The organism is Croceibacterium salegens (assembly GCF_009827435.1).
Taxonomy (GTDB): domain Bacteria; phylum Pseudomonadota; class Alphaproteobacteria; order Sphingomonadales; family Sphingomonadaceae; genus Croceibacterium_B; species Croceibacterium_B salegens.
Genome location: NZ_WTYM01000033.1, coordinates 41,110 through 60,993, shown reverse-complemented (window position 1 = coordinate 60,993; position 19,884 = coordinate 41,110). Strand labels below are relative to the sequence as shown.

At 64.8% G+C, this 19,884-nt stretch carries 23 protein-coding genes, 1 tRNA gene and 1 pseudogene; 14 read left to right on the top strand and 11 right to left on the bottom strand.

From position 1 onward, the window contains the following. Nucleotides 1-63: 63 nt before the first annotated feature. Nucleotides 64-678 (top strand): NAD(P)-dependent oxidoreductase, encoded by a 615-nt coding sequence (locus GRI89_RS06315; protein ID WP_159793331.1) that lies wholly within the window; start codon nucleotides 64-66, stop codon nucleotides 676-678. Here GRI89_RS06315 and gloB read toward each other — a convergent pair. The 8 genes from gloB to aroA all read right to left on the bottom strand — a co-directional run bounded on the left by gloB (nucleotide 675) and on the right by aroA (nucleotide 7,337). Beyond that, a complete protein-coding gene (gloB, locus tag GRI89_RS06310; RefSeq protein WP_159793329.1) occupies nucleotides 675-1,439 on the bottom strand; it encodes a hydroxyacylglutathione hydrolase in 765 nt (254 codons plus the stop codon). The genes GRI89_RS06315 and gloB overlap by 4 nt on opposite strands. Before the next feature lie 138 nt (nucleotides 1,440-1,577). Further along, nucleotides 1,578-3,287, bottom strand: a complete 1,710-nt coding sequence (gene rpsA / locus GRI89_RS06305) for a 30S ribosomal protein S1 (RefSeq protein ID WP_159793327.1) — start codon at nucleotides 3,285-3,287, stop codon at nucleotides 1,578-1,580. Between the two features lie 268 nt (nucleotides 3,288-3,555). Beyond that, complete coding sequence (locus GRI89_RS06300; RefSeq protein WP_159793325.1) at nucleotides 3,556-3,876, bottom strand: hypothetical protein; 321 nt, start codon at nucleotides 3,874-3,876, stop codon at nucleotides 3,556-3,558. Between the two features lie 117 nt (nucleotides 3,877-3,993). Next, complete coding sequence (locus GRI89_RS06295; protein ID WP_159793323.1) at nucleotides 3,994-4,503, bottom strand: SRPBCC domain-containing protein; 510 nt, start codon at nucleotides 4,501-4,503, stop codon at nucleotides 3,994-3,996. Continuing rightward, the gene (locus tag GRI89_RS06290; protein WP_159793322.1) at nucleotides 4,484-4,846 is read right to left on the bottom strand and encodes an ArsR/SmtB family transcription factor; all 363 of its coding nucleotides are present in this window, start codon (nucleotides 4,844-4,846) and stop codon (nucleotides 4,484-4,486) included. Before GRI89_RS06290 ends, GRI89_RS06295 begins: the two co-directional genes overlap by 20 nt. A gap of 52 nt (nucleotides 4,847-4,898) precedes the next feature. Further along, a complete protein-coding gene (locus GRI89_RS06285) occupies nucleotides 4,899-5,528 on the bottom strand; it encodes a (d)CMP kinase (protein WP_159793320.1) in 630 nt (209 codons plus the stop codon). After that, nucleotides 5,525-5,869: a CBU_0592 family membrane protein gene (locus GRI89_RS18245; RefSeq protein WP_328598116.1), complete on the bottom strand. Its 345-nt coding sequence runs from the start codon at nucleotides 5,867-5,869 to the stop codon at nucleotides 5,525-5,527. The genes GRI89_RS06285 and GRI89_RS18245 overlap by 4 nt, the downstream gene beginning before the upstream one ends. Nucleotides 5,870-5,999: 130 nt before the next feature. Continuing rightward, nucleotides 6,000-7,337 (bottom strand): 3-phosphoshikimate 1-carboxyvinyltransferase, encoded by a 1,338-nt coding sequence (gene aroA / locus GRI89_RS06275; RefSeq protein WP_328598115.1) that lies wholly within the window; start codon nucleotides 7,335-7,337, stop codon nucleotides 6,000-6,002. A 147-nt stretch (nucleotides 7,338-7,484) separates the two neighbouring features. Between aroA and GRI89_RS06270 the strand changes: the two genes are divergently transcribed. The 6 genes and pseudogenes from GRI89_RS06270 (at nucleotide 7,485) to GRI89_RS06245 (ending at nucleotide 11,116) form a co-directional block, all read left to right on the top strand. Further along, a complete protein-coding gene (locus GRI89_RS06270) occupies nucleotides 7,485-7,808 on the top strand; it encodes a TIGR02300 family protein (RefSeq protein ID WP_159793316.1) in 324 nt (107 codons plus the stop codon). A 217-nt stretch (nucleotides 7,809-8,025) separates the two neighbouring features. Beyond that, nucleotides 8,026-8,101 (top strand) — tRNA-Ala (locus GRI89_RS06265). An 86-nt stretch (nucleotides 8,102-8,187) separates the two neighbouring features. Next, nucleotides 8,188-9,639, top strand: a complete 1,452-nt coding sequence (gene ffh, locus GRI89_RS06260) for a signal recognition particle protein (protein WP_159793314.1) — start codon at nucleotides 8,188-8,190, stop codon at nucleotides 9,637-9,639. A 35-nt stretch (nucleotides 9,640-9,674) separates the two neighbouring features. Continuing rightward, a pseudogene (gene rpsP, locus GRI89_RS06255) lies at nucleotides 9,675-10,130 on the top strand (30S ribosomal protein S16); the annotation flags it as partial. 162 nt (nucleotides 10,131-10,292) lie between these two features. Further along, entirely contained in the window at nucleotides 10,293-10,784 is a 492-nt protein-coding gene (gene rimM / locus GRI89_RS06250; protein ID WP_159793310.1) for a ribosome maturation factor RimM, read from the top strand. A 2-nt stretch (nucleotides 10,785-10,786) separates the two neighbouring features. Beyond that, the gene (locus tag GRI89_RS06245; RefSeq protein ID WP_159793308.1) at nucleotides 10,787-11,116 is read left to right on the top strand and encodes a hypothetical protein; all 330 of its coding nucleotides are present in this window, start codon (nucleotides 10,787-10,789) and stop codon (nucleotides 11,114-11,116) included. Nucleotides 11,117-11,126: 10 nt separating this feature from the next. Here the strand turns inward: GRI89_RS06245 and GRI89_RS06240 are convergent, their stop codons facing one another. Continuing rightward, on the bottom strand, nucleotides 11,127-11,987 hold the full coding sequence (locus tag GRI89_RS06240) for an oxidoreductase (protein ID WP_159793306.1): 861 nt from the start codon (nucleotides 11,985-11,987) through the stop codon (nucleotides 11,127-11,129). A gap of 76 nt (nucleotides 11,988-12,063) precedes the next feature. Here GRI89_RS06240 and GRI89_RS06235 point away from each other — a divergent pair, with 76 nt between their 5' ends. Further along, entirely contained in the window at nucleotides 12,064-12,390 is a 327-nt protein-coding gene (locus GRI89_RS06235; protein ID WP_159793304.1) for an ArsR/SmtB family transcription factor, read from the top strand. Then, nucleotides 12,387-12,887, top strand: coding sequence for an SRPBCC family protein (locus tag GRI89_RS06230; RefSeq protein WP_159793302.1), 501 nt, complete (start codon nucleotides 12,387-12,389; stop codon nucleotides 12,885-12,887). The genes GRI89_RS06235 and GRI89_RS06230 overlap by 4 nt, the downstream gene beginning before the upstream one ends. On the opposite strand, the gene GRI89_RS06225 is transcribed toward GRI89_RS06230, so the two are convergent. After that, the gene (locus GRI89_RS06225) at nucleotides 12,884-13,792 is read right to left on the bottom strand and encodes an NAD(P)/FAD-dependent oxidoreductase (protein ID WP_159793300.1); all 909 of its coding nucleotides are present in this window, start codon (nucleotides 13,790-13,792) and stop codon (nucleotides 12,884-12,886) included. The genes GRI89_RS06230 and GRI89_RS06225 overlap by 4 nt on opposite strands. 85 nt (nucleotides 13,793-13,877) lie before the next feature. After that, nucleotides 13,878-14,147 carry a hypothetical protein gene (locus GRI89_RS06220; protein WP_159793298.1) on the bottom strand — a complete coding sequence of 90 codons (270 nt, stop codon included), beginning with the start codon at nucleotides 14,145-14,147 and terminating at the stop codon, nucleotides 13,878-13,880. A 101-nt stretch (nucleotides 14,148-14,248) separates the two neighbouring features. Between GRI89_RS06220 and GRI89_RS06215 the strand changes: the two genes are divergently transcribed. From GRI89_RS06215 to GRI89_RS06195, 5 genes are all read left to right on the top strand, one after another. Next, complete coding sequence (locus GRI89_RS06215; protein ID WP_159793296.1) at nucleotides 14,249-15,166, top strand: LysR substrate-binding domain-containing protein; 918 nt, start codon at nucleotides 14,249-14,251, stop codon at nucleotides 15,164-15,166. Further along, entirely contained in the window at nucleotides 15,163-15,909 is a 747-nt protein-coding gene (trmD, locus tag GRI89_RS06210) for a tRNA (guanosine(37)-N1)-methyltransferase TrmD (protein ID WP_328598114.1), read from the top strand. Before GRI89_RS06215 ends, trmD begins: the two co-directional genes overlap by 4 nt. After that, complete coding sequence (gene rplS, locus GRI89_RS06205; RefSeq protein WP_159793292.1) at nucleotides 15,906-16,274, top strand: 50S ribosomal protein L19; 369 nt, start codon at nucleotides 15,906-15,908, stop codon at nucleotides 16,272-16,274. The genes trmD and rplS overlap by 4 nt, the downstream gene beginning before the upstream one ends. A gap of 91 nt (nucleotides 16,275-16,365) precedes the next feature. Further along, nucleotides 16,366-18,618: a S9 family peptidase gene (locus GRI89_RS06200; RefSeq protein ID WP_201290876.1), complete on the top strand. Its 2,253-nt coding sequence runs from the start codon at nucleotides 16,366-16,368 to the stop codon at nucleotides 18,616-18,618. A 9-nt stretch (nucleotides 18,619-18,627) separates the two neighbouring features. Further along, nucleotides 18,628-19,839: an APC family permease gene (locus GRI89_RS06195; RefSeq protein ID WP_159793290.1), complete on the top strand. Its 1,212-nt coding sequence runs from the start codon at nucleotides 18,628-18,630 to the stop codon at nucleotides 19,837-19,839. Nucleotides 19,840-19,884: the final 45 nt, after the last annotated feature.

Sequence of the window (19,884 nt, the reverse complement as noted above, 5' to 3'; positions counted from 1 at the left end):
CGGGCTTTCGCTGCCTGCACGCTGCCGTTAGGTTGCTATGCAAAGACAGGTCAGGAGAGCGTGATGAAAGTTGCAGTACTCGGCGCGAGCGGGAAGGGCGGTTCGGAGATCACCAAGGAGCTCGTTTCGCGCGGGCATGAGGTGATCGCCATCGGGCGCAATGCCGACACGCTCCCCAGCGGCGATCATATCGAACAGCGTCCGGGCGATGCTTCCGACGTTGATGCGCTGCCCGGCCTCGTCGCCGGTGCCGACGCGGTCATCAGCGCGCTGCATTTCGACGTTCCGGCCTCGACGTTGCTCGGTGCGGTCAAGAAGGCCGGTATCGACCGGCTGCTGGTGATGGGCGGCGCGGCCAGCCTGACCAACCCCGAAGGCGTGCGGGTGTTCGATTCCGCGGGTTTCCCGGAATTCCTCAAGCCGATCGTCAAGCCGGGCATGGATTTCCTCGACGACCTGAAGAAGGAGGCGCACACCGCCTGGACGTTCTTCTCCCCGGCGATGAACATCTTTGTCGGTGACCGGAAGGGGCCGGGCAGCTTCCGGCTCGGCAAGGACGACCTGGTGGTTGACGATGCCGGCGAGAGCAAGATCAGCTACGCCGACTACGCCATCGCCATGGTCGACGAGCTGGAGCAGGGCAACTCCATCCGCAGCCGCTTTACCGTCGGTTACTAACCCCTGAAATTGTCCTTCGCCGCCCGCAGCGCGGCGAAGGTCTCGGCGGGGCCGGAGCCGCCCCAGCGGGCCTGCATTTCGGGCGTGTCGGCGCGCAGGAACGGGTTGGTGGCCAGCTCGCGCTTCAGGACCATCGGCACGGTCGGCTTGCCCGTGGCGCGCCTGTCGTCGATTTCCTCGCTGTAATGCCGCAGTTCCTCGTTGTCGGGATCGGCATGGAGCGCGAACCTGGCGTTGGCCTGGGTGTACTCGTGTGCGCAGTAGAGCGTCGTCCTGAGCGGCATGGCCTTGATGCGAAGGAGGCTGGCCCAGAACTGTGGTGCGGTGCCCTCGAACATCCGGCCACAGCCGAGCGCGAAGACCGAATCCCCGACAAACGCGATGCCCGCCTCGGGCAGGTGGTAGGCGATGTGTCCCATCGTGTGTCCGCCAACGTCAATCACGTAGGCCGCGAACTCGCCGATCATTACCGTGTCGCCGCCTTTGACCATGCGATCGACGCCCTCGATCTTCGGCGCGTCGATCGCCGGGGCGATGATCTCGCAGCCGGTCGCGGCCTTGATCGCCATGTTCCCTCCGGCGTGGTCGGGGTGCCAGTGGGTGTTCCAGATTGCGGTGATCGGCCAGCCCTGCGCGTCGGCCTCGCGCAGGTAGGACTCGGCATCGGGGGTATCGATGCAAACCGTTTCGTAGCTGGCAGGATCGTGCAGCAGGTAGCCGTAGTTGTCGCTCAGGCAGGGGAACTGGTGGACTTGCAGCATCGAGTCGCGAATTTACGCGTGCGCCGCGCCATAGGAAAGGCCCGCCTGCTCCTTTGAGCAAGCGGGCCTTCTTGTTGTCCTATCGCTTCGCTACTTGAGGACGGTTGACGTCCACAAGCGCGCTACGAGGTCCTGGCGTTACTCGCTCTTGCCCTTCAGCGCTTCGCCGAGGATGTCGCCGAGTGAGGCGCCGGAGTCGGACGAACCGAACTGCGCGACAGCTTCCTTCTCTTCGGCGATCTGGCGCGCCTTGATCGAGAAGTTCGGCTTCTTCGAGCGGTCGAACCCGGTGACCATGGCGTCGACCTTGGCGCCCGGCTGGAAGCGGTCGGGACGCTGTTCGTCGCGGTCGCGGCCGAGGTCGCTGCGCTTGATGAAGCCGGTCGCGCCATCGTCGCCCGCCTGCACTTCGAGGCCGCCATCGCGGACTTCAAGGACGGTGACAGTGACGACGTCGCCCTTCTTCAGGCCACTCGAGGTCGCGACGCCGCCGGCAGCCGGCGCGCCCTTCTCGAGCTGCTTCATGCCGAGGCTGATGCGCTCCTTGTCGACATCCACGTCGAGCACGATCGCTTCGACCTGCTCACCCTTGCGGTGCAGAGCTAGCGCGTCCTCGCCCGAGATGCCCCAGGCGATGTCCGACATGTGAACCATGCCGTCCACGTCGCCGGGCAGGCCGATGAACAGGCCGAACTCGGTGGCGTTCTTGACTTCGCCTTCGACCTTCGAGCCGACCGGATGAGTCTCGGCGAACTCTTCCCACGGGTTGCGCTGGGCCTGCTTGAGGCCAAGCGAGATGCGGCGCTTCTCGGCGTCGACCTCGAGCACCATCACGTCGACTTCCTGCGAGGTCGAGACGATCTTGCCCGGGTGGACGTTCTTCTTGGTCCAGCTCATTTCGGAGACGTGGACGAGGCCTTCGATGCCCGCTTCCAGCTCCACGAAGGCGCCGTATTCGGTGATGTTGGTGACGGTGCCGGAAACCTTGGCGCCGACCGGGTACTTGGCACCCACGCCGTCCCACGGATCGCTCTCCAGCTGCTTCATGCCGAGGCTGATGCGCTGCGTGTCCTGGTTGATGCGGATGATCTGCACGGTGACGGTGTCGCCGATGTTGATCACCTCGCTCGGGTGGTTGACTCGCTTGTAGCTCATGTCGGTCACATGGAGCAGGCCGTCGATGCCGCCGAGGTCGACGAAGGCGCCGTAGTCGGTAATGTTCTTGACCACGCCGTCGATGACCTGGCCTTCGGTGAGGCGGTCGATCAGTTCGCTGCGCTGTTCGGCGCGGGTCTCTTCGAGGACCGCGCGGCGCGAAACGACGATGTTGCCGCGGCGGCGGTCCATCTTCAGGATCTGGAAGGGCTGCGGCATGTCCATTAGCGGGCCAACGTCGCGAACCGGGCGGATATCGACCTGCGAGCCGGGCAGGAAGGCCACGGCGCCGTCGAGGTCGACGGTGAAGCCGCCCTTGACGCGGCCGAAGATGCGGCCTTCGACGCGCTTGCCTTCGCCGAATTCGCTTTCGAGCTTGTCCCAGGCGGCTTCGCGGCGGGCGCGGTCGCGGCTGAGCATCGCTTCGCCGTCGGCGTTCTCGACACGGTCGACGAACACTTCAACGTCGTCACCGACCTTGAGCGGCTCATCGCCTTCGCCGCGAGCGAATTCGCGCAGTGAAATACGGCCTTCGCTCTTCAGGCCGACGTCGATCAGGGCCATGCCGTTTTCGATCGCGGTCACGGTGCCGTGGACGACACGGCCTTCGAAACCGTCTTCGCCGGCGCCGCCGAGCTGTTCTTCGAGGAGTTTCGCGAAATCGTCGCGAGTGGGGTTGGCAGTGGTTGCCATGTGTCAATTATCCTACTTCGTCCCGGCCTTCGCTAGGACTGACGTCTTTCCGGCCAGGCGGTTGGATCCGCCGGTCTTTGTGGCCGAACTGCCCGCGCGGCCGAATACCGTCACGGGCGCCTTCGGGGCAGGACCGTCAAATGCGATGCGGGGCGCCGGAAGCGCATCCTCGCCGGGCATCGTCGGGAACTGTCCGTCGGACGGGCGCGCGCCTAGGCGAAAACCGGCTGCGAAGCAAGGGAAACCGCCCCGGATTGCTTCTGGCGGCTCAGCGAACGACGACGGCTGCGCGCCAGACAAGCTTCTCGTGATTGGTCACAGTCACTTCGGCCTTGCCGGTCTTGACCGCGACCAGCCGCAGCTTGTTGCCGGTGCTGAGGATCGCCGCCACCGCCTCGCCGTCGACCTTGGCCCAGTCGGCTTCCTTCTCGATATTGATGTCGAGGGAATCGCCGCGGTACATCTCGTAATACTGCTCGTCGACCACCGCCGGGCCATAGCTTTGCGTCGGGCCATAGGTCTGCGCAGGGGCAATGGCCGGGGCGCCGAGCGCCAGCAGAGCGAGAGGCAGGTAGGTACAGCGTAACACGGCAATTCGATCCCTGTCGACTTCTAACCGGCGATCCGCGCCTGTGCCAGCCGGATCGCTGCGGCAATGACGGTCACGCCATTAAGCGCAGATGTATCGCACGCCAAGGCGCCGCGGCTAGCCGTGGTTTGCCCCCATCTCGACAAGCAGCGCGTCGAGCTGTTCGAACGGTTCGAGCAGGGCGTCGTCCATGTCTTCGAGTGCCCGATCCAGCGCCTCTTTCGAGGGATAGAGCTCGTGGAAGGTCAGCAGTGTCGTGTCGCCACGGTTCTCGAAGGTCACCGTAATCACGTTGCCTTCGGGGCTTTCCTCGTTGGTCCAGACGATCTTCGCTTCCGGGATTACTTCGAGATACCGTCCGAAGAAGGCCATCGAGGTACCGTCCGGCAAGCCGAACTCGAGGCGGTATGTGCCGCCGGTGCGGACGTCCATGTCGCACGATTGCAGGTTGAGTCCCATCGACTGCGGCACCCACCAGCGCTGGAACAATTCCGAGCGCGACCATGCCTTGAAGACGATGCGCGGTGGGGCCGCGAAGACGCGGGAGACGGCCATTTCCCGGTCTGAAACGCGTTCCGCCGTTGTCGGGTGCGCCGCCCCGGCGGGTTCACTTGCCATGTCGTTCATCGTCGTTCTCCTGTGCCTGCAGTTCCTCGATAACCTCGTCCAGCGCCTCGAACCGAGCGGACCACATCTTGCGGTAGTTCTCGATCCATGCCGCCTCTTCCTCCAGCCCGCTGAGGCCAGATCGGCAGGTCCGCACGCGCCCTACCTTGCGTGTGGTGACGAGGCCCGCGCGCTCGAGCACGCTGATGTGCTTCTTCATGCCGGTTAGGGTCATGTGGAAGCGGTCGGCGAGTTCGGTGATCGAGGCTTCGGATCGCCCGAGCTGTTCGAGCACGCCGCGCCGGGTCGCATCGGACAAGGCGGCAAAGGCGGTGTCGAGTCGGGCTTCTGAATAGTGAACCATATGGTTCAGTATATAGACGAACGCGAACCCGCGCAAGCGCGCTTGGATTCGGTTAGGCGTGGTGGTTGGGCTTCTGCTCGACGATACGAATGGCCTCCGCCACCGCCTGGTCGGGCGACAGGCTGGAGGTATCGAGCTGCACCGCGTCGAGCGCGGCGACCAGCGGGGCCGTAGCACGTGTGCGGTCGCGCTCGTCACGCCGGCGCAGGTCCTCTGCGATCTCGGCGAGCGTTGCCGCGCGGCCCTGCGCCTGCATCTCGCGGAAACGGCGCTCGGCGCGAGCTTCGACCGAGGCGGTGACGAACAGCTTCACCTCGGCCTCGGGAGCAATGACCGTACCTATGTCGCGTCCGTCGAGTACCGCGCCCCCGGGTTGCAGTGCAAACTGCCGCTGCCGCTCGTAAAGAGCCTGCCGCACGGCTGGATGGATCGAAACTCGGCTCGCGAGCCCGCCGGTGGCTTCGCTGCGCAGTTCGGAATTTTCGAGCAGGGCGTCGGGAAACGCACAGGCGGCGAGAGCGTCCGCCGCCTCATCCGGATTGCCGCCGTCGAGTCCAACCTGATAGCCGACCGCGCGATAGAGCAGCCCGGTATCGAGATGCGGCAGCCCGAAATGCGCGGCCAGCGCACGGGCTATGGTGCCCTTGCCGCTGGCCGTAGGTCCATCAACAGCGATGATCATTCTCCCCCTCCCGCAGGCGGTAGGGGGCTGGATGGTGGGCTAGCAGAATAGGTGGCATTCCGGCCCACCCCTGACCTCTCCCGCTTGCGGGAGGGGGAGTGGTTCGAGAACGCCTTCGCGAGCCCCCAGACAGCGACACAGGCCCAGATACCCTCAAGCAGCAACGAGGGCAGGTTGGTGTGGACCAGCAGTGATGCGATGAGCAGACTTGCTCCGACGAAATTGAGGCCGTGCTGAACGAAAGGGTTCGTCTGCTCGCCCTTGGCCGTGTTGTAAGCGTAGGCAACGACGATCAGTCCCGCGCCGAGCAGGCCAGCCAGGTTGGCGAGATCGAAACTCACGACGCAAACCGCACAATATCACCCCCGACTTGTTCCGGGGTAGTGCTTTGTCCTCTTGCGTCACGTCGGCCAGCAGGAAGCCCGGCCCCGGAACAAGTCCGGGGTGACAAGAATGGGGGAGCGAGCGGGTTCAACCCGCACATTCCGCCAGCAGCGCCTCGAACGCCGGAAAGCTTGTCGCAATCGGCCGGGTGTCGTCCACCTCCACACCGTCGCGGCTGGCGAGGCCGGCGACGGCCATGGCCATGGCGATGCGGTGGTCGAGGTGAGTCTTGGTGCAGCTGTCGGTGGTGCCGCGCAGCGGTTCGCCGCCGGTGCCTTCGATGACCAGACCGTCCTCGCGCTCGACTACCCGGGCGCCCGCGCCGGTCAGCGCCTCGGCCATGGCTGTCAGGCGGTCGGATTCCTTGACCCGCAGCTCGTCGAGCCCTGTGGTCACGGTCTGCCCCTTGGCCAATGCGGCGGCGACGAAGAAGACCGGGAATTCGTCGATCATACTCGGCACCACGACCGGATTGACCTCGATGCCCGAAAGTTCGGAGTGCTTCACCACCAGGTCGGCGACCGGCTCACCACCGACCACGCGCTCGTTCGTGACCTCGATCCGTCCGCCCATTGCCTGCAGCACGCCGACGAGGCCGGCGCGAGTCGGGTTCATGCCGACGTTCTCGATCGTCAGCTCGCTGCCCGGAACCACAAGCGCGGCGACGATGAAGAAGGCGGCGGACGAGGGGTCGCCCGGCACCACGATGTCCTGCGGCTTGAGATCGGCCTCGCCGCGGATTGTGATGACGCGCTCGCCTAGGTCGTTGGATACCTCCAACTCGGCGCCGAAGCCCCTCAGCATCCGTTCGGTGTGGTCGCGCGTCGGGACAGGTTCGATGACCTTGGTGATCCCCGAGGTGTTGAGCCCGGCGAGCAGCACCGCGCTCTTGACCTGGGCCGAGGCGACCGGGAGGCGGTATTCGATCGGCACGGCGGGCGAGATGCCGCGCACGGTAAGCGGCAGGCGGCCGCCTTCGCTCGACTCGAAATTCGCGCCCATCAGCGACAGCGGATCGATTACCCGGCCCATCGGGCGCTTCGACAGGCTGGCGTCGCCGACGAAGGTTGCGCTGATCGGGTGACTGGCTACGAGGCTCATCAACAGGCGCGTCGAGGTGCCCGAGTTGCCCATGTCGAGCGGCCTCGCCGGTTGCAGCAGCCCGCCGACGCCGACGCCGTGAATCGACCAGGCGTCGCCCTGATTCTCGATCGTCGCGCCCATCGCCCGCAGCGCCGCGGCGGTGGCCATGACGTCTTCGCCTTCAAGCAGCCCGGAAACGCGCGTTTCGCCCACGGCGAGCGCGCCGAACATCAGCGAGCGGTGGCTGATCGACTTGTCGCCGGGCACGCGGATTCGGCCCTTGAGCGGGCCGGAAGGGGCGAAACGGCGCGGTCGCGCGGCTATGGGGTCATGGCTGTTCACGGCGCGCGGGCTTTTGACAGCGCACTTGCCCTGTGGCAAGGCGCGCGCGCTCTTGATTCCGGGCCTTGATTTGCTTGCGCCCGGCACCCATCAAGCATCACGGATTTTCAGTCCCGCGTCAGGCGCGGGCAGTTTCGAGGATATACAATGGTCAAGCCAGAATGGGGCTCCAAGCGCACCTGCCCCAAGTGCGGTGAGCGCTTTTACGACCTGGAGAAGGACGAACCCGTAAGCTGCATCGAGTGCGGCAACGAGTGGTATCCGGAACCGGTGCTGAAGTCGAAGCAGCCGATCCCGTTCGAGGAAGCCGAAAAGAAGAAGGAAGAGGAGGATTCCGATTCCGACCTGGCCGACGAAGAACTGGAAGATATCGACGAGGACGACGATTCGCCGGACAACGACGTGGACCTCGGTGGCGACGACGACCTCGGCGTTACCAAGACGTCGGACGACGACGAAGACGACTCCTGATTCCTCATACCTTCGGCCGGCGGTCGCAGCGCAACCACGCTGCTTGCCTTCCGGCCTGACCGGCTGGGCGCATCCGCGCTCTGCCTTCCGCGACCTGGCGGCAAACTTGTGCTAAAAGGTGCAAGATAGGTACTTGCGAAATTCGGGGGCAGCCAATAAAGGGCTGCCTCCGCAAGGACGGCACACCTCCCAGGGTGGGCCGGTTTATGAATGGCACGGGGCCTTAGCTCAGCTGGGAGAGCGCTACAATGGCATTGTAGAGGTCAGCGGTTCGATCCCGCTAGGCTCCACCATTCAACGAGTTTTCAGGGACTTGTGCCCCGCTGGCTGACGAGGTTTCGTCCGCCGGCGTTTTTGCCGTTTGGAGTGACGTGAGCCTATGTTCGACACGCTGTCCGATCGCCTGACCGGGGTCTTCGACCGCCTGCGCGGGCGTGGGGCGCTGAACGAACAGGACGTGCGCGAAGCGATGCGCGAAGTGCGCGTCGCGCTGCTCGAGGCCGACGTAGCCCTGCCGGTGGCGCGCGATTTCATCGCTGCCGTCACTGAGAAGGCGGTCGGCCAGAACGTCCTCAGGTCGGTCACCCCCGGTCAGCAGGTCGTCAAGATCGTCAACGATGAGCTCGTCGCGATGCTTGGCGGTGAAGGCGCTGCGCCGCTCAACCTCGATGTCCGCCCGCCGGCGGTGATCATGATGGTCGGCCTTCAGGGCTCGGGCAAGACCACCACGACTGCCAAGCTCGGCAAGCTGATCAAGGAAAAGCACGGCAAGAAGGCGCTCATGGCGTCGCTCGACGTCAACCGCCCGGCCGCGCAGGAGCAGCTCGCTGTCCTCGGCGAGCAGGTCTCGGTCGCCACCCTGCCGATCGTTCAGGGCCAGCAGCCTGTCGATATCGCCCGCCGCGCGCTCGAATCGGCGAAGCTGCAGGCGGTCGACGTGCTGTTGCTCGACACCGCGGGCCGCCTCCACGTCGACGAAGCGCTGATGGCCGAGATGAAGGCCGTGGCTGCCGTCGCCACTCCGGCCGAAGTGCTGCTGGTGGTCGATTCGCTGACCGGCCAGGACGCGGTCAATGTCGCGCAGTCGTTCTCCGACGAGGTGCCGCTGACCGGTGTCGTGCTGACCCGGATGGACGGCGATGCGCGCGGCGGCGCGGCGCTTTCGATGCGCGCGGTCACCGGCAAGCCGATCAAGTTCGCCGGTACCGGCGAGAAACTCGACGCGATCGAGGCGTTCAGCCCGGATCGCGTCGCCGGCCGCATCCTCGGTATGGGCGACGTCGTCTCGCTGGTCGAAAAGGCCGCCGAATCGATCAAGGAAGAAGAGGCCGAAGCGCTCGCCAAGCGCATGATGGCCGGCAAGTTCGACATGAACGACCTGCGCACTCAGCTGCGGCAGATGCAGAACATGGGCGGGCTGGGCATGCTCGCGGGTATGCTGCCCGGCATGAAGAAGGCCAAACAGGCGATGGCCCAGTCGGGCATGGACGACAAGGTGCTGGTCCACATGGATGCGATCATCGGCTCGATGACCCCAAAGGAACGCGCCCGTCCCGAACTGATGAACGCCAAGCGCAAGAAGCGCGTCGCGGCCGGTTCGGGCACCGAAGTGCAGGACGTCAACAAGCTGCTCAAGATGCACCAGGAAATGGGCCGGGCGATGAAGCAGATCCGCAAGATGGGCGGGCTCAAGGGCCTCGGCCAGCTTTTCGCAAGCGGCGGAATGGGCGGAATGGGCGGTCTCGGCGGCGGCGGAGCAGCTGGCGGAATGCCCGGGCTACCCGGCGGCCAGATCCCGCCCGACATGGCAGACCTTCTCAAGAAGAAATGATTTTACAGGTATTTGATTCAGAAAGGTGAAGTGAAATGGCAATTGCATTGAGGCTTTCGCGCGGTGGCGCGAAGAAGCGTCCGTATTATCGCATCGTTGCGGCCGACAGCCGCAGCGCGCGCGACGGCAAATATCTCGAACAGATCGGCGTCTACAACCCGCTGCTCGCCAAGGATGACGACAAGCGCGTCGTGCTGAACGAAGACCGCGCTCGTTACTGGCTCGGCGTCGGCGCACAGCCGTCGGACCGCGTCGCCCGTTTCCTCGATGCCGCCGGCATCAAGGAGCGCGCCGCCCGCAACAACCCGAAGAAGGGTGAACCGGGCCAGGCCGCCAAGGACCGCGCCGAAGAGAAGGCGGCCAAGCTCGCCGAGGCCGAGGAAGCCGCCAAGGCTGCCGAAGCCGCTCCGGTCGCGAAAGAAGCCGCGGTTGAGGAAACCGTTGCCGAAGCTCCGGCTGAGGAAGTTGCGGTCCAGGACGAAGCTCCGGCTGAGGAAGCTCCGGCTGAGGAAGCTCCGGCTGAGGAAGCTCCCACCGCGGAAGTCGCTGCCCAGGACGAGGCTCCGGCCGAAGAGCCTGCCGCGGAAGAAGCTCCGGCTGAGGAAGCCGTTGCCGAAGACGCCGGCGAAGAGAAGGCAGAGGGCTAAGCTCCCTTGGTACAGGACAAGCCCGTCAACCTGGCCGCCGTCACCGGCGCGCACGGCGTGACGGGCGAAGTCCGCCTGAAGCTGTTCGGCGAGGGGATCGATGCCCTCAAGCGTCACAAGAGCTTCAACGACGGCGCGTTGACACTTAAGAAACTGCGCGACGACGGCAAGGGCGGGGCGATCGCCCGCTTTGCCGAACTCCCCGACCGCACCGCCGCCGAACAGTTTCGCGGTACCGTCCTCACCGTCCCGCGCAGCGCGCTCCCGGCGCTGGGCGAGGGCGAGTATTACCACGCCGACCTGCTGGGCCTCGTCGCGATATCCGATGCCGGAGAGGCGCTGGGCGTGGTCGTCGCTGTCGAAAACTACGGCGCGGGCGATATCCTCGAGATTGAACGCCCGACCGGAAAGCGCTTCATGGTGCCGATGATCGAGGCCGCCGTGCCCGAGTGGGATGGGGAGCGGGTGGTCGTCGCCAACGAATTTGCGGTGGAGTGAGCATGGATTCCGATACCGTCGTGGTGGTGTTCATGGGGCTGTTGATGTCCACGATGGCAACGATGTCGGCTGTTTTGCTTGTCCTGATGTTTGCGACGACCACGGCGCGAAGAACCAGGACTCCCTATGCCGCATTGGGCGGTGCCGCCGTGGTCGCCGCATTCTTCCTCGTCATCATGATATTCGCGGAAAGTGGCGAAGACATCGGCACGATTTTGGGCATCGCCGTGATGATAGTTGTCGTCGCGATGATCCCTTGCTGGCCCGTCGCTTACTTGGCCTTTCGCAGGATCGAGAAGCTGGCGATCTTCGACGCTTCGATGTTCGAATGAAGGCTGGGGCCTAGCCCCCGATCTTGTCCAGTTCCGCCACCGCATCTGCGGGCAGCTCCAACTCCGCCGCGGCGATGTTTTCGCGAAGGTGGGCGAGCGAGGACGTGCCGGGGATCAGCAGGATGTTCGGCGAACGCTGCAGCAGCCAGGCCAGCGCTACCTGCATCGGCGTCGCACCCAGTTCGGCCGCCACGCGGTCGAGCTTTGCGGACTGCAGCGGGTTGAAGCCGCCGAGCGGGAAGAACGGGACGTAGGGGATGCCCGCCGCGGCAAGTTCGTCGATCAGCGCGTCGTCGCCGCGATTGGCGAGGTTGTAGGCGTTCTGCACGCAGGCGATCTCCGTCATCTTCCGCGCTTCGGCGACCTGCGAGGGCAGGGCATTGCTGATGCCGATGTGCTTGAGAATGCCTTTCTCGCGACAGGCGATCAGCGGTTCGAGCAGCGGGCGGATATCTCCCTCGGCCGGACCGACGTGGCCGAACATCAGCCGCAGGTTGGCGACCTCGACGGCCTCGATGCCGAGGCGCCACATGTTGTCGCGAAGGCCGTGCTCCAGTTCGTCGGGCGCGTTCCAGCGCAGCCACTCGCCTGCCGCGTTGCGCCGGGCGCCGAGCTTGGTCACCAGCAGCAGGTTCGCCGGATAGGGGTCCAGCGCCTCGCGGATCAGCCGGTTGACCGTATAGGGGCCGTAATAGTCGCTGGTGTCGATGTGATCGATGCCGAGCGAAATCGCTTCGCGAAGCACCGCCACTGCCTCGTCGCGGTCGCGCGGCGGGCCGAATGCGCCGGGCCCAGCCAACTGCATCGCCCCGTAGCCCATTCGGTGCACGGTGCGGCCAGCGATTCGGTGGGTGCCCCCAAGGCGTGCCATGGTTTCCAACTACCACGAACGCCCGGGAAAGAATGAAAATCTTTACATAACGTAATTGTTATATAAATAAGGGGCTATGAATGAGTTGCTCGACCTTGCCTTCGCTGCACTGGCGGACCCCACGCGCCGGGCAATCCTGCGCCGGCTGGCAAAGGGCGAGGCCAATGTCGGTGACATTGCTGAGAATTTCCCGATCAGCCAGCCGGCGATCTCCCGCCACCTCAAGGTGCTGGAAGAGGCCGGGCTGATCGAGACTGCGCGCGTCGGCCAGTCGCGCCCGCGCCGCCTGCGGCCCGAGGGGGCCGAACAGGCTCAACGCTTCCTCGCCGAAATGGCAAGCTACTGGCCCGACCGCTTCGACCGGCTCGAACAATTCCTCGATTCCGAAAAGGACTCGAAATGACCGCTCCCGATGTGCCCGTCTTCGTCATTAGCCGCACCTTCGATGCCCCGATCGAGCGGGTCTACGATGCCTGGGCCGATCCGCAGAAGATGGTCCAATGGTCCGGCCCGAAGGGATCGACCTACGAGATCGTGCAGGGCGAGGTTGCAGAGGGAAAGTCGTCGATTGCGCGCAACACGTCCGACACCATGGATCTCCACGCCTTGTGCCTGTGGCGGGAGTTCACTCCGCCGACGCGGGTGGTGTGGGAACAGAGCATTTGCGATGCCGACGGCAACAAGGTGACACCGCCGTTTTTCGAGCACTGGCCGGCGACCCTGCTGACCGAGGTCGACCTCGCCGAGAAAGACGGCAAAACCGAGGTCACGCTGCACTGGACGCCGATAGAATACACCGACGAAGCGCTCGCCATATTCGCAAAGCAGATGGCTGGCATGGCGGGCGGCTGGGGCGGCAGCTTCGACAAGCTCGACGAATACCTCGCCGAAACAGCCTAGCGGCGGAGCGGTCGTTGCTCGGCCAGGTGGTTGCGGATGGCCGTGGCGGCAACGCCGGCCTGGCCCATAGCGTGGCTGATCTGGTCGAGTCCGACGACGACGTCTCCGGCGGCAAACAGGCCCGGGACGGTGGTTTCAAGATGGTCTCCGACAACGACGCATCCATCGTCCGTAGTTTCGGCACCCGCCGCCGTTGCGAGTTCGGAACGCACGACCGAGCCGAGCGCCGGATAGACGCTGTCGAAGGAAAGGCGCCCTTCCGCGGTGTCGAAGGCGAGGCGCTGGCCCTCGATCTTCCAACCGCCGCATGGGCCTGCGATGCGCGCGATACCGGCTTCGTCGAGCTTGCGGCTGCATGCCTCGTCGAGGTCATGCTCCCCATCGGGTGAAACCAGTGTCAGGTCGGCGGTATAGCCGCGCAGGAACAGCGCTTCTGCGGTGCCATGATCGCCCGTGCCGACCACCGCCACGCGCCGGTCGGTTACCTCGTAGCCATCGCAGACCGGGCAATAGCGCAGCATCCCGGCGGCCAGGGCGGCATCGTGAATGTCGTCGGGCAGGCTTTCGGGGCGCTTGTTGGTTACGCCGGTGGCGAGGAGGACGGTGCGCGCGGTGTAGGTTCCATCGCCCGATCCAACGGTGAAATGGTCCCCGGTCAGTGCGAGGTGCTCGACGCGGGTTTCCTCGCGGATAGCGCCGAACTTGTGCGCCTGCGCGTACATCCGATTGAGCAACTCCTTGCCGGAGATGCCCTCGGGATAGCCGGCGTGGTTATGTGTGCATGGTATCTGGCTTGCTCGGCTCGATCCGCAATCGAACAGCCTGATCGCCAGGTGGTATCGTGCCAGATAGATCGCCGCGGTCAGGCCTGCGGGACCGGCCCCGATGATGATGCAATCGTCCATGGCGGGGCAAACGCACGGAACTGCGAAATTCTCCCCGCGGCCGCCTGGGGACGGGTCGGCCGCGGGGGCCGTTGCCTGCGGGACATCATGCAACGACTATTGAGGGTACCGAGACGGCCCAGGCGCCGACAAACAGGGCCACGGTCATCGCACTGGCGGCAAAGCCCGCCAGGATGGACTTGCTGGCCGGGGCCGAAAGCAGTCTTCGGTGGTCATAAGCCTCGTTCATGCCAAGCCGGTGCTTGAAAGCGTCGGCGGCCGTGCGGAAGACCTTGGCCACGCCGCGGTGCAAATCCTTGGTAAACTCGTCGTGAAGAAGCGCCCAATGGCGCGTGAACATCTGATCCATCATCATCGCCTGTTCCTTTCGTTGACGGGTGGAGGAATGCACCCACGCGGCTCCGAATGCCAACAAAACGGCTAGCCAATAGCATAAGGTCTACTTATGATTAGCGAATGAGCCGCCTGCCGCCACTATCCGCCATTCGCGCCTTCGAAGCTGCCGGGCGGCTGGAGAATTTCTCGCGCGCGGCGGAAGAGCTGGGGATGACCCAGGCGGCGATAAGTTACCAGGTGCGCCAGCTCGAGGACCGGCTCGGCAAGCCGCTGTTTGTCCGCGCCGGGGGAAGGGTGCGCCTGTCCGACAGTGGTCGTCGCCTGCTTCCGGCGCTGACCAGCGGCTTCAACGCGATCGCCGATGCGTTTGACGCGCTGCGCGAGGAGGACGAGGACATTCTCTCAGTCGATTCTTCGGCTTCGATCGGCGCAACCTGGCTCAGCGCGCGCATCGGGCGCTTCCAGTTGCGCCATCCAGACCTTGCGCTGCGCCTCACCTTGTCCAACGAGCTGGTCGATTTCGGGCTTGGCGGGATCGATGCGGCGGTGCGCGCGGGGCGAGGCGTGTGGGACGGGCTGCGCAGCGACTTCCTGTTTCGCCAGCACTATGCCCCGATCTGCGCCCCGGACTTCCTTGCCGCCAACGGCATTTCCCGACCCGAGGACCTGCTCCGGGTCGAACGCCTCGCGCCGAACGACAGCCTGTGGACCAACTGGTTCGCCGCCGCCGGGATCGGCACTCCGCCCGAACCGCGCCGCGGCGTCGTGCTCGACAGCCAGCTACAGGAAGCAAGCACGATGCTCGGCGGCTTCGGAATCGCCATGATGAGCCCCCTTTTCTGGAAATCCGACCTCGAAAGCGGGCGGCTGGTGCAACCGTTCGAAACGCTCTACCTGCCCGGCAGCGCGCAGTGGCTGGTCCACCCGGCAAGCCGCGTGGGCGTACGCAAGATCGAGCGATTCCGCGAATGGCTCAAGGAGGAGCTGGCAGCGGATCGCGAGTTCCTGCCGCCCGATGTCTGGGAACCGATTACGTGACCTTCGCTGCCACCATCTTGACGCTCTACCCGGAGATGTTTCCCGGGCCTCTGGGCATATCGCTGGCCGGGCGTGCGCTGGAGGAAGGCGTGTGGAGCTGCGCGGCAGTGCAGATTCGCGACTTCGCCACCGACAAGCATCGAACAGTCGATGACACGCCTGCCGGGGGCGGGGCAGGGATGGTGCTCAAGGTCGACGTCCTAGCTTCGGCGATCGACCATGCGCTCTGGCTCCAGCCGGAGTGTCCGGTGCTCGCCATGACACCGCGCGGCAAGCCTTTGACGCAAGCTCGGGTGCGTAAGCTCGCGACAGGGCCCGGGGTCACGATTCTGTGCGGCCGTTTCGAGGGCTTCGACGACCGAATCTTCGAGGGCAGGGGCGTCGAAGAGGTCTCGCTCGGAGACATAATCCTCTCGGGCGGAGAGACCGCCGCGCTGGCCCTGTTAGACGCTTGCATTCGCCTGCTTCCCGGCGTAATGGGCGCGCCGTCCAGCGGGGCCGAGGAATCCTTCGAGGAAGGGCTGCTCGAATATCCGCACTATACCCGACCTGTCGAATGGGAAGGGCGCACGATCCCTGAAGTGCTGCGATCGGGGGATCATGCGAAAATCGCGGCATGGCGCAAGGCCATGAGCGAGAACGATACACGGTTACGCAGGCCGGACCTTTGGGAGCGCCACATCGGTGCTCGGGCCCGACCTGCCTCTGGCGAGCGGCGAGAAAAGAAGGACCAGGGTCAATGAACCTGATTCAGCAGCTCGAGGCCGAGGCCATCGAGAACCTCGGGAAGGACATTCCCGAATTTCGCGCCGGGGACACCCTGCGCGTTGGCGTGCGCGTCGTCGAAGGCGAGCGTACCCGTGTCCAGAACTTCGAAGGCGTGTGCATCGCCCGCTCGAACCGGGGCATCAACAGCAATTTCACCGTCCGCAAGATGAGCTTTGGCGAAGGCGTGGAGCGTGTTTTCCCGCTCTATTCGCCGAACGTCGAGAGCATCACCGTCGTCCGCAAGGGCGTGGTGCGCCGGGCGAAGCTCTATTACCTGCGCGGCCGCACCGGCAAGCGCGCTCGCATCGCCGAGCGCCGCGAGGTGCAGAAGGAAGGCTGAGGCCTTTCCTCAAACCAATTTCATTGGTAACGAAAAGGGCGCCCCGCAACGGGCGCCCTTTTTTTTTGGTTTCCGGAGTCGCTTCCAACCCATGAATAACGTTCGGCACCGCGCACTTGCGGCCACGCTTGCTTTGGCAATCCTTCCGGCTAACGCCTTCGGTCAGGAGAACCAGTCCACGATGTCCACCGCCCAGCCCGGCCAGCTCACCTTTGAGCGCGTCTTTGCCAGTCCTTCGCTGAATGGGCCCGTGCCGCGTTTGGCCAAGCTGTCGCCCGACGGGCGCTTCCTCACAGTGCTGCGCAACCGCGAAGACGAGAAGGAGCGCTACGACTTGTGGGCCTTCGACCGCGACAGCGGCGAATGGAGCATGCTGGTCGATTCTAAGAAGATCGGTAGCGGCCGCGAACTGTCCGAGGCCGAGAAGATGCAGCGCGAACGCTCGCGCGTAGGTTCGCTCAAGGGCATCATCACCTATTCGTGGAACGCCGACGGCATGAGTATCCTCGTCCCGCTGGACGGCGATCTCTACCTCGCCGGGCTCGACGGTTCGGTGAAGCGCCTGACCGAAAGCGAAGGCAGCGAGCTGAACCCGGCGCTGAGCCCGAAAGGCACTTATCTCTCGTTCGTGCGCGACAACCGGCTTTTCGTCGGTCGACTCGCCAGCGAGCCGCAGGCGATCACGCCTTCCGAGGGCGACCTGGTCCACTGGGGCGAAGCCGAATTCGTCGCCCAGGAAGAGATGGACCGTCGCAACGGTTACTGGTGGTCGCCGGATGAGACCCACATCGCGGTCGAGCGGTTTGACGAATCGCCTGTCGGCGTGGTCACCCGCGCGGCAATCGGCGCCAGTGGCACGAAGACCTTCGACCAGCGCTATCCGGCGGCAGGCCAGCCCAACGTCGATGTCGCGCTCTACGTCGTGAGCCCCGATGGTGCGAGCAAGGTCGAGGTCGACCTTGGCAGCGATCCTGACGTCTACCTCGCCCGGGTCGACTGGGCGCCCGACGGCAAGACGCTTTACGTTCAGCGGATCAACCGGCTTCAGGACCGTCTCGACATGCTCAAGGTCGATCCGGCGACCGGCAAGAGCAGCGTGTTGTTCAGCGAGCACGCCGCCGACGGGCATTGGATCAACCTCACCGACGGGTACCGCTTCCTCAAGGACGGCAGCCTGGTCTGGCGCTCGGAGCGCGACGGGTTTGGTCATCTATATCGCTTCGCAAATGGAAAGTGGCAGCAGTTGACCAAGGGCGCGTGGGTCGTGACCGGCCTCGACGGCGTCGACGAGGACAGCCACACGCTGTTCTTCACCGCGACCAAGGACGGGGTGCTGGCCCAGCAGGTCTATTCGCTCGACTACCTCAAGCCGCGCGAGCCCAAGCGGCTGACCGACCTCGCGTTCAGCAACGGCGCGACGATGGACGGCAAGGGAAAGAGCCTGCTTGTCTCGCGCTCTTCGCCGACTCAGCCGACGCAGACCTATCTCGCCGACGGCAGCGGAAAGCAGCTCGCATGGGTCGAGCAGAACCTGCTCGATACGAACCACCCGTGGCACCCGTACATCGCCGGCCAGCATCAGCCTGAATTCGGCACGATCAAGGGGCCCGACGGTTCGACGCTTTACTGGAAGATGATCAAGCCCGACATGGTGCCGGGCAAGCGTTACCCGGTGTTCTTTTCGCATTACGGAGGACCGCACTCGCAGCAGGTCAGCAAGGGCTGGGGCGGGGCGCTCCAGCAGGCGATCGTGGACCAGGGCTACATCTGGTTCGAGATCGACAATCGGGGCTCGTCGAACCGCGGTGTCGCGTTCGAAAAGCAGATCTACCACGCCATGGGCAGTGTCGAAGTCGCCGACCAGAAGGCCGGCGGCGAGTATCTCAAGGGCCTGCCGTTCGTCGATCCGGACAAGATCGCGATCTACGGCTGGTCCTACGGCGGCTACATGACACTCAAGATGCTCGAGGCCGATCCCGGCTTCTACGCAGTGGGGATTTCCGGTGCGCCGGTTACAAAGTGGGAACTCTACGACACGTTTTACACTGAACGGTACATGGGCTCGCCCAAGACCGATCCGCAGGACTACCTCAAGTCGGATGCGCTGCAGGATGCCGACCGCATCTCCGACCCGATGCTCCTGATCCACGGCCTCTCGGACGACAATGTCGTGTTCGAGAACAGCTCGGAACTCATCGCCAAACTGCAGGGCGATGCCGTGCCGTTCGAAATGATGCTCTATCCCGGGCAGACGCACGGGGTTGGCGGGCCGAAGATCAGCGTGCACCTGTGGCACACGATCATGTCCTTCCTGAAAAGCCACGGAGTGACCCCGCCCGAATGATCATCGCTCATGCCTGCTAGCGACGCGAAAGGCGGCAAAGGCAAGGACGGGCACGCGCTCGGGCCCGGCGGGGCATGGGCGATGGCGGTCGGCGGGATGATCGGCGGCGGGATATTCTCGACGCTGGGGGTGGTCATTTCGGTTGCCGGGCACTGGGCCTGGGCGAGTTTCCTGCTCGGCGGGATCGTCGCCCTGGCCTCGGGCCATTCCTATTCGGCGCTGACCCGGCAGATCGACCAGTCGGGCGGCTCCTATGCCTACCTTCGCGAGATGGGATGGAAGCGGGCGGCGCGGGTGATCGTCTGGGTGCTGGTCGCGGGCTATACGTTGACGGTCTCGGTCTATGCGGTGACTTTCGGCGCTTACGCCGCCTTCGTGTTCGGCGCTCCTCATTGGGCCGCGCTGCTAGCCGGGATCGGTGCAATCGTCGGGCTTGCCGGGATCAACCTGCTCGGAGCGACTGAAGCGACGGTGCTGGAGAAGGTCGCGGTGTGGGGCAAGCTTGTGATCCTGCTCGGTCTTTCCGGGTTCGGGCTGTGGCACTGGGCGCCCGAGCGGCTGGTGCTCGACAACGAAATGCCCATCGGGTTCCACGACGCGCTGATCGGCATGGGCGTGGTGTTCATGGCCTACGAAGGCTTCCAGCTGCTCAGCTACGATTACGAGGAAATGCGCGACGCCCCGCGGACTATTGCCGTGGCCATGCCGCTGGCGATCCTCGTGACGACGGTGACCTACATCCTTGTCGCACTCGGCGCGGGAATGCTCGCCGGGGCGCAGTCGATCGTCGAGAACAAGGAAGTGGCGCTGGCTATAGCGGGGCGCGACGCGCTGGGCCTGTTCGGCTTCATCGCCGTTTCGATTGCCGCGACCTTTTCAGCCGGCTCGGCCATCAATGCCACGGTCTTCGCCACGGCTCGGCTTGCGGAACAGGCGGCGCAGGACGGCGAGATGCCCGCCCTGTTCGCCCGCCGCGACGAACGCGACGTGCCATGGTTCGGGACCATCGTCATTTCCGCCTCAGCGATAATCCTCGTGCTGGTCGGCGGGATCGAGCAGCTTGTCGAGGGAGGCAGCCTGGTCTTTCTCGGCGTGTTCTCGCTGGTCAACCTGCTGGCAATCCTGCGAAAGGCGGGCAAGCGCTGGATCGCGCTGGTCGGCCTTACCGGCTCGCTGAGTGCCGCCTTGCTGCTGACGCTGCACCTCGCCGGAATCGGTTGAGGCAAAGCCTCGCTTGCACGGGGGCATGCAATTGTGCATTGCGGC

Excerpts from the sequence above, each read along its gene's own strand:
- GRI89_RS06315 (WP_159793331.1), top strand. The coding sequence starts at position 64 with ATGAAAGTTGCAGTACTCGGCGCGAGCGGGAAGGGCGGTTCGGAGATC.
- gloB (WP_159793329.1), bottom strand. The coding sequence starts at position 1,439 with ATGCTGCAAGTCCACCAGTTCCCCTGCCTGAGCGACAACTACGGCTAC.
- rpsA (WP_159793327.1), bottom strand. The coding sequence starts at position 3,287 with ATGGCAACCACTGCCAACCCCACTCGCGACGATTTCGCGAAACTCCTC.
- GRI89_RS06295 (WP_159793323.1), bottom strand. The coding sequence starts at position 4,503 with ATGAACGACATGGCAAGTGAACCCGCCGGGGCGGCGCACCCGACAACG.
- GRI89_RS06290 (WP_159793322.1), bottom strand. The coding sequence starts at position 4,846 with ATGGTTCACTATTCAGAAGCCCGACTCGACACCGCCTTTGCCGCCTTG.
- GRI89_RS06285 (WP_159793320.1), bottom strand. The coding sequence starts at position 5,528 with ATGATCATCGCTGTTGATGGACCTACGGCCAGCGGCAAGGGCACCATA.
- GRI89_RS06270 (WP_159793316.1), top strand. The coding sequence starts at position 7,485 with ATGGTCAAGCCAGAATGGGGCTCCAAGCGCACCTGCCCCAAGTGCGGT.
- ffh (WP_159793314.1), top strand. The coding sequence starts at position 8,188 with ATGTTCGACACGCTGTCCGATCGCCTGACCGGGGTCTTCGACCGCCTG.
- GRI89_RS06245 (WP_159793308.1), top strand. The coding sequence starts at position 10,787 with ATGGATTCCGATACCGTCGTGGTGGTGTTCATGGGGCTGTTGATGTCC.
- GRI89_RS06240 (WP_159793306.1), bottom strand. The coding sequence starts at position 11,987 with ATGGCACGCCTTGGGGGCACCCACCGAATCGCTGGCCGCACCGTGCAC.
- GRI89_RS06235 (WP_159793304.1), top strand. The coding sequence starts at position 12,064 with ATGAATGAGTTGCTCGACCTTGCCTTCGCTGCACTGGCGGACCCCACG.
- GRI89_RS06230 (WP_159793302.1), top strand. The coding sequence starts at position 12,387 with ATGACCGCTCCCGATGTGCCCGTCTTCGTCATTAGCCGCACCTTCGAT.
- GRI89_RS06225 (WP_159793300.1), bottom strand. The coding sequence starts at position 13,792 with ATGGACGATTGCATCATCATCGGGGCCGGTCCCGCAGGCCTGACCGCG.
- GRI89_RS06220 (WP_159793298.1), bottom strand. The coding sequence starts at position 14,147 with ATGATGATGGATCAGATGTTCACGCGCCATTGGGCGCTTCTTCACGAC.
- GRI89_RS06215 (WP_159793296.1), top strand. The coding sequence starts at position 14,249 with ATGAGCCGCCTGCCGCCACTATCCGCCATTCGCGCCTTCGAAGCTGCC.
- rplS (WP_159793292.1), top strand. The coding sequence starts at position 15,906 with ATGAACCTGATTCAGCAGCTCGAGGCCGAGGCCATCGAGAACCTCGGG.
- GRI89_RS06200 (WP_201290876.1), top strand. The coding sequence starts at position 16,366 with ATGAATAACGTTCGGCACCGCGCACTTGCGGCCACGCTTGCTTTGGCA.
- GRI89_RS06195 (WP_159793290.1), top strand. The coding sequence starts at position 18,628 with ATGCCTGCTAGCGACGCGAAAGGCGGCAAAGGCAAGGACGGGCACGCG.